Raw genomic sequence first — 5,791 nt, forward strand, 5'->3', positions numbered from 1 at the left:
GAGCCCAGCTCGTACCGGCCGCCGAGGCGACGCGGCTCTTCCATAACTGATCCAGCCCTCTCCGTCTGTCCCGACCGCACCCGTGTGTGGTCCGGCGGTGTGCTGTTCGCGCAAAGGCTACCGGCCACGGGAAGGGGATCCGCCCGAGGCCGCCACCTGATACCTGACCGGTACCTGGCCGGTGCCAGGCCGCAAGGTCAGCTCCTGCTCTTCAGAACCGCCTTCATCACGGCCTTTGCGATCGGGGCGGCGAGACCGCCACCGGAGATGTCCTGCCGGTCCGTGCCCGCGGAGTCCTCGACGATGACGGCGACCGCGACCGGGGAGCCCTGATCGGTCTTGGCGTAGGAGATGAACCAGGCGTAGGGCCGCTTGGCGTTCTTCTCGCCGTGCTGGGCCGTACCGGTCTTGCCGCCGACCTTCACGCCGGGCATGTCCAGGTCGGCCTTGCTGCCGGTGCCCTTGGAGACGACGTTCTCCATCATCTGCTGGAGCTTCTGCGCGGTCTCCGCCGAGACCGGGCGGCTCATCTCCTCCGGCTCGTTCTGCTTGATGACGTCGACGTTCGGGGACTCCAGCTTGTCGATCATGTACGGCTTCATCAGCTTGCCGTCGTTGGCGATCGCGGCCGTGACCATGGCCATCTGGAGCGGGGACGTCGCGGTGTTGAACTGGCCGATGGAGGACAGCGCGTTACCGGGGCGGTCGGCCTTCTTGTCGTAGACCGAGGCGGCCGAGCGGACCGGGGTGAACTGCTCGGCGTTGAAACCGAACTTCTCGGCCATCTCGTTCATCTTGTCGACGCCGACCTCGTCGCCGAGCTTCGCGAAGACCGAGTTGCAGGAGACCCGCATGGCCTCGTTCAGGCTGGCGTTCTCACACCCGGAGGCGTGGTTCTTCATCGGGACGCGGGTCGTCGGCAGGTTGTACGGCTCCGGCGTGTCCGTCGACGCGTTGATGTCCGTGACCTTGCCGTTCTCCAGCGCCGCCGCGGCCGTCACGACCTTGAAGACGGAGCCGGGCGGGTAGATCTCACGGATCGCGCGGTTCAGCTTCGGCTTGTCCGGGTTCTCCTCCAGGGCGACCCAGGCCTTCTCGTCCTTCGCGGAGTAGCCGGCGAAGGTCGACGGGTCGTACGAGGGGGTGGAGGCGAGCGCGAGGATCTTGCCGGTCTTCGGCTCGATCGCGACGACGGCTCCCGTCTTGTTGCCGAGGCCCTCGAAGGCGGCCTTCTGGGCGGCGCCGTTCAGCGTCGTGACGACGTTGCCGCCCTTCTTCTTGTCACCCGTGAACATCGACATGGTGCGGTCGAAGAACAGCCGGTCGTCGTTGCCGGTGAGGATGCCGTCCTCGATCTTCTCGATCTGGTTGGCGTCGTAGGCCTGCGAGGCGTAGCCGGTCACCGGCGCCCACATCGGGCCGTCGGTGTAGGTGCGCTTGAAGCGGTAGTACGGGTCCTCGGAGTCGACCGAGCCGGTGATCGGCTTGCCGTCCACGATGATGTTGCCGCGCTCGTTGGCGTACCGCTCGATCTGCACGCGCTTGTTGTCCGTGTGTGCGTTCAGCTCGTCGGCACGGACGTACTGCAGCCAGTTGTCCCGGATCAGCAGGGCGAGGACCAGCAGGCCGCAGAAGATCGCGACCCGGCGCAGGGGCTTGTTCACGGACGGACCACCTGGGTCATCTCGGCGTCGGGGGACGGTGCGGGGGCGGGCGCCGGGCGGCGCGCGGTGTCGCTGATCCGGATCAGGATGCCGATCAGGGCCCAGTTCGCGATCACGGAGGAACCGCCGTACGCGAGGAACGGCATCGTCATACCGGTCAGCGGGATGAGCCCCATCACACCGCCGGCGACGACGAAGATCTGCAGCGCGAACGCGCCGGACAGGCCCATCGCCAGCAGCTTGCCGAACGGGTCGCGGGCCGCGAGGGCGGTGCGGACACCGCGCTCGATGATCAGGCCGTACAGCAGCAGGAAGGCCATCACGCCGGTCAGACCGAGCTCCTCGCCGACGGTGGCGAAGATGAAGTCGGAGTTGGCGGCGAAGCCGATCAGGTCGGAGTTGCCCTGGCCGAGCCCGGTACCGAGGATGCCGCCGGAGCCGAAGGACATCAGCACCTCGGTCATCTGGTCACAGGCCGGGACGTCCTTGGCACAGGCGAAGGGGTCGGCCCAGGCGTCCACACGCGCCTGCACGTGTCCGGCGAACGAGGCCACACCGACCGCGCCGGCGACGGACATCAGCAGACCCATGACGATCCAGCTGGTCCGCTCCGTCGCCACGTACAGCATGATCACGAACATGCCGAAGAACAGCAGCGACGTACCGAGGTCGTTCTCGAAGATCAGGATGAGGAGGCTGACCGCCCAGATCGTCAGGATCGGGCCGAGGTCACGGCCTCGGGGCAGGTAGAGGCCCATGAAGCGGCGGCTGGCCAGAGCCAGCGCGTCGCGTTTCACCATGAGATAGCCGGAGAAGAACACCGCCAGCACGATCTTGGCGAACTCACCGGGCTGGATGGAGAAACCGCCGACCCGGATCCAGATCTTGGCGCCGAAGACGTCCGCGCCGAGGCCGGGGACGAGCGGAAGCAGCAGCAGCACGAGCGCGGCGACCATCGAGATGTACGTGTAGCGCTGCAGGACACGGTGGTCCTTCAGGAGCAGCAGCACGCCCACGAACATGGCGATGGCGATCGCCGAGTACAGCATCTGGTTCGGGGCGTCCGGGCTGAACGTCTTGTACCGGGCGATGATGCGCGGCGACTGGTCGAGGCGCCAGATCAGCACCAGGCCCATGCCGTTCAGCAGCGTCGCGAGCGGCAGCAGCAGCGGGTCCGCGTACGGGGCGAACTTGCGCACGACGAGATGCGCGACGGTCGCGAGCAGGCCGAGGCCGAGGCCGTAGCCGAGCATGCCGGACGGCACCTCGCCGTCGATCGCCAGACCGACGTTGAGGTACGCGAAGACCGGGATGGCGACGGCGAACGCGAGCAGAGCCAGCTCGGTGTTCCGGCGGCTCGGCGCCTCGATCGCGCCGATGGTGGTCGTGTTGGTGACAACGCTCATGGTGGTGAAAGGCCCCCTACGGGTGCTTACTGCTTGCCGCAGTTCGAGGCCAGCTTCTGCTCGTCCGGCGTCAGCGTGGGGCCCGGGGAGGGAGCGGCGGTGGTGGGCTTGGAGTCGGGGGTCGAACCGTCGGCGGGCGGCTTGCTCGCCTGGTCGGCGGCCTTCTCGGCGGCCTCGCGGCGCTGCTCGGTCTTCTTGCAGGCCGAGGCCTGCGCGGCGAGCTCCGCGATCTTCGTCTGGGCCTTGCCGAGGCTGCCGCCCGCGATGGTCTCCTCGACCTGCTTGCGCTGGTACTCCGGCAGGTACTTGAGTTCGATCTCGGGGTGGTCCTTCTCCACGTCCGAGAGCGAGACCCACGCCAGGTCCTGGCTGATGCCCTGGTAGAGCGCGACGTGCTGGTCCTTGGAGCCGACGTAGTACTGCGTCTGCGTCCAGCGCCAGCCGCCGTACAGACCACCGCCGACGACGGCGAGCGCGAGGCCCAGGAAGAAGATCCGCTTCAGCCACTTCAGGCCGGTCCGCGGCTTCTCGAACTTCTCGAAGTCCTCGTCGGTGTACGTCCCGAACGAGCCCTGCGGCGGCATCCCGCCGTAGCCGTGGTCGTCGCCGCTGCCGGGCGGGCCGAAGCCCTGGGGCGGCTGCCCGCCGGGGGGCTGCTGGTGCGGCGCCGTGCGGCCCAGGCCGGAGGCCCGGCCGGCCGGGGTCTGCATCGCCCCGCCGTCGGCCTGCTGCACCTGGTTCTCGGCGACCGCGCCGACGATGACCGGGGTGTCGCTGAGCTGACCGGCGAGGGTGTCACCGCCGTCGACGTCGAGGACGTCGGCGACGATCACGGTGATGTTGTCGGGGCCACCACCGCGCAGCGCGAGCTGGATCAGCTCCTGCACGGTCTCCTGCGGGCCCTGGTAGCTGGCGAGGGTGTCCTCCATCGTCTGGTGGGAGACGACTCCGGACAGCCCGTCGGAGCAGATCAGATAGCGGTCGCCGGCCCGGACCTCACGGATCGACAGATCGGGCTCGACATGGTCACCGCTGCCGAGCGCGCGCATCAGGAGCGAGCGCTGGGGGTGGGTCGTGGCCTCTTCCTCGGTGATCCGGCCCTCGTCGACGAGCCGCTGCACCCACGTGTGGTCCTGGGTGATCTGCGTGAGCACCCCGTCCCGCAGCAGGTACGCGCGCGAGTCGCCGACGTGCACGAGACCGAGGCGCTGACCCGTCCACAGCAGGGCGGTGAGCGTGGTGCCCATGCCCTCCAGCTGGGGGTCCTCCTCGACCATCATCCGCAGCTGGTCGTTGGCGCGCTGCACCGCGGCGCCGAGCGACGTGAGGATGTCGGAGCTCGGGACGTCGTCGTCGAGCGTGACCAGCGTCGAGATCACCTCGGACGAGGCGACCTCACCGGCGGCCTGGCCGCCCATGCCGTCGGCGATGGCGAGCAGCCGCGGACCGGCGTAGCCGGAGTCCTCGTTGCCCTCGCGGATCATGCCCTTGTGCGACCCGGCGGCGAACCGCAGTGACAGGCTCATGCGCACCTGCCCTGACGACGTCGCCTCGGGGTACAGCCGGTCTCGAGCCACACTGCCCACCCTCCGGTCGGGAGCCCGTGTCGGTACGCGGCACGGACCCGACGGTCCGCCGCGCGGCCCGCAGTGGGGACCGCCCCGGCCCGCTCGCTCCGCTCGCACTCATACATGACGTAGCACTACTTCCGCAGCTCGATGACGGTCTTGCCGATGCGGATCGGCGCGCCCAGCGGAATCGGCGTGGCGGTCGTGAGCCGGTTCCGGTCGAGATAGGTGCCGTTGGTGGACCCGAGATCCTCGACGATCCACTGGCCGTCCCGGTCCGGGTAGATCCTGGCGTGCCTGCTGGAGGCGTAGTCGTCGTCCAGCACGATCGTCGAGTCGTGGGCGCGGCCGAGCGTGATGGTCTGGCCCTGCAGGGCGACCGTCGTGCCGGTCAGCGTCCCCTCGGAGACGACGAGTTTGGTCGGGGCGCCGCGGCGCTGACGGCCGCCGCCCCCGCTCTGCTGGCCACGCTGCTGCGGCGGCTGGGCCGCCTGCCGCGCGTTCTGCTGCGGACGGGCGTCCTGGCGGCGCGAACCGCGCTGCGTGACACGCGTGCCGAACAGGTCGCTGCGAATGACCTGGACGGCCACGATCACGAACAGCCACAGAACGGCCAGGAAACCCAGCCGCATGACCGTCAGGGTCAGCTCTGACATTGCCCCCGCTTCACCCTTCGGCTTGCCGGTAAACGATGGTGGTGCTGCCCACGACGATCCGCGAGCCGTCGCGGAGCGTAGCGCGGGTGGTGTGCTGCCCGTCCACCACGATGCCGTTGGTGGATCCGAGATCCTGGATCGTCGAGGGCGTTCCGGTCCGGATCTCGCAGTGCCGGCGGGAGACGCCGGGATCGTCGATCCTCACGTCCGCGTCGGTGCTGCGGCCAAGGACCAGAGTCGGGCGGGAGATCTGATGGCGGGTGCCGTTGATCTCGATCCACCGGCGCACCTGGGCGCCGGAGGCGGGCATGGGGCCGGGGCCACCGGCCGTGGGACGGCCGGCGGGCGCCTGACCGGGTGCGTGGCCCGGAGCGTGACCGGGGCGCTGGCCGCCGGCCGCGCCCGGCGGCGGGGCCGCGGGCATCGGCGGAGCGCCGACCGGGGGTAGCCGTTGCCGCCGGGGGGGTGACCGCCCTGCGCGTAGCCGCCCTGCGGGG

General features: G+C 69.6%; 5 protein-coding genes. All 5 read right to left on the bottom strand.

All coding sequences use genetic code 11. The annotated features are described in order from the left end of the window. Positions 1-197: 197 nt before the first annotated feature. Entirely contained in the window at positions 198-1,664 is a 1,467-nt protein-coding gene (locus tag AB0E14_RS39105; protein ID WP_362430148.1) for a penicillin-binding transpeptidase domain-containing protein, read from the bottom strand. Then, a complete protein-coding gene (locus AB0E14_RS39110; RefSeq protein WP_362430152.1) occupies positions 1,661-3,070 on the bottom strand; it encodes an FtsW/RodA/SpoVE family cell cycle protein in 1,410 nt (469 codons plus the stop codon). The genes AB0E14_RS39105 and AB0E14_RS39110 overlap by 4 nt, the downstream gene beginning before the upstream one ends. Positions 3,071-3,096: 26 nt before the next feature. Next, positions 3,097-4,596, bottom strand: coding sequence for a Stp1/IreP family PP2C-type Ser/Thr phosphatase (locus tag AB0E14_RS39115; protein WP_362430155.1), 1,500 nt, complete (start codon positions 4,594-4,596; stop codon positions 3,097-3,099). Between the two features lie 176 nt (positions 4,597-4,772). After that, entirely contained in the window at positions 4,773-5,294 is a 522-nt protein-coding gene (locus AB0E14_RS39120; RefSeq protein ID WP_362430158.1) for an FHA domain-containing protein, read from the bottom strand. Between the two features lie 10 nt (positions 5,295-5,304). Then, positions 5,305-5,791 (bottom strand): FHA domain-containing protein (locus AB0E14_RS39125; RefSeq protein ID WP_362430162.1); only part of this gene is annotated, 487 nt, incomplete at its 5' end.

The organism is Streptomyces sp. NPDC047981 (genome assembly GCF_040653315.1).
Taxonomy (GTDB): Bacteria; Actinomycetota; Actinomycetes; order Streptomycetales; family Streptomycetaceae; genus Streptomyces.

What these genes read in the sequence shown, in the direction of transcription:
- AB0E14_RS39110 (WP_362430152.1), bottom strand. Translation starts at nt 3,070, where the DNA reads ATGAGCGTTGTCACCAACACGACCACCATCGGCGCGATCGAGGCGCCG.
- AB0E14_RS39115 (WP_362430155.1), bottom strand. Translation starts at nt 4,596, where the DNA reads ATGAGCCTGTCACTGCGGTTCGCCGCCGGGTCGCACAAGGGCATGATC.
- AB0E14_RS39120 (WP_362430158.1), bottom strand. Translation starts at nt 5,294, where the DNA reads ATGTCAGAGCTGACCCTGACGGTCATGCGGCTGGGTTTCCTGGCCGTT.